Here is a 1,028-nt window from a genome sequence, read left to right on the forward strand (position 1 = left end):
ACAGTGCAACAGGTTCAAGAAAACGAAGTGTTCCGTGTCGGTGAGCGCGTACGCATCTCCACCGTCGGTGGCACCAGCCGCGTTTCGCACTAAGCGCGAACGAGCGGTAAAACAAAAACCCGATCAGGTGACTGGTCGGGTTTTTTTTGTCAAGACTAATCAGTATTACTCACTTCCATAACAGCTCAATTGAAAGTCATATTCCGGAACGTAAAATGGCCGGCCGATTAAAACTTCGAGTTGTGTTATTTGCTTGGGGTCGAGATCGTAGCCGTAGATTTCGTCTTCTGGCACGGTCCACTTCATGATTGTTCTGAGCTGGTCGATTTTCCCGTCTGGAACAGGTATTTCGAAAACAAGGAGTGACGTTTTTTTATCATAGGCATCGACAGTATGATTAAGTTTTGGGTAGCGACATGTCATTCGATGCATACCAGTTGAACTATACGATTTACACCTGATAGCTGTTTCCCGGTCCAGTCTTCCAAAATATTAATCTGTTCCTCAGACAGGTCGTACCCATCAAACTCATCTTCCGGTTGCTTCCAGTTCATGAGTACCTTCAGCGCGTCCTCATGATGTTCGGCGATATCAACGCTTAGGAGTAAAACCTCGGTTTTTTGATCAAATACCTCAACTATATGTTTCACTTTTCTACTCTCCTTTTGGGGTCAGCAGGCTTGGTCTGTTCCCCGGTTCTCGGGTCATATTCTCCAAGGTGTTTTCCTTGTTTGGTGTACAACTCAACCTTGCCGTGCTGGGAATCCCATTCATAAATTTTCCCTGATAGATCCTTCCATCGCCTGCGTTTTTTTCCTCCCCCACGAACAGACGTTTTCATTGGTGCGGATTTGGCCTCAGGAAAGGCTGTAAGGGAGTTTGGGGCCGGATGATATTTGATATCCCCAGCAATATTCAGAACGATGTATACCGGCGCTACCCCCGAATCCGCCGGAAACACCAGAATGAAATCCCGATACTCCGGCGGATAAACCGGATTCACCAGAATCCCGTCCGCCGCTTTCGTC

General features: G+C 47.4%; 2 protein-coding genes and 1 pseudogene. 1 reads left to right on the plus strand and 2 read right to left on the minus strand.

Annotated elements, in window-relative coordinates; translation table 11 throughout:
* Positions 1 to 93, plus strand: a pseudogene (locus HT737_RS32905) (hypothetical protein); the annotation flags it as partial.
* A gap of 326 nt (positions 94 to 419) precedes the next feature.
* On the opposite strand, the gene HT737_RS28840 reads toward HT737_RS32905, so the two are convergent.
* Both HT737_RS28840 and HT737_RS28845 read right to left on the minus strand, forming a co-directional pair.
* The gene (locus HT737_RS28840; protein ID WP_047292099.1) at positions 420 to 650 is read right to left on the minus strand and encodes a hypothetical protein; all 231 of its coding nucleotides are present in this window, start codon (positions 648 to 650) and stop codon (positions 420 to 422) included.
* Positions 647 to 1,028 (minus strand): colicin E3/pyocin S6 family cytotoxin (locus tag HT737_RS28845; RefSeq protein ID WP_182404525.1); only part of this gene is annotated, 382 nt, incomplete at its 5' end. The genes HT737_RS28840 and HT737_RS28845, both read right to left, overlap by 4 nt.

Origin of the sequence: Pseudomonas sp. MD195_PC81_125 (assembly GCF_014060985.1) — a bacterium.
Taxonomy (GTDB): Bacteria; Pseudomonadota; Gammaproteobacteria; order Pseudomonadales; family Pseudomonadaceae; genus Aquipseudomonas; species Aquipseudomonas parakoreensis.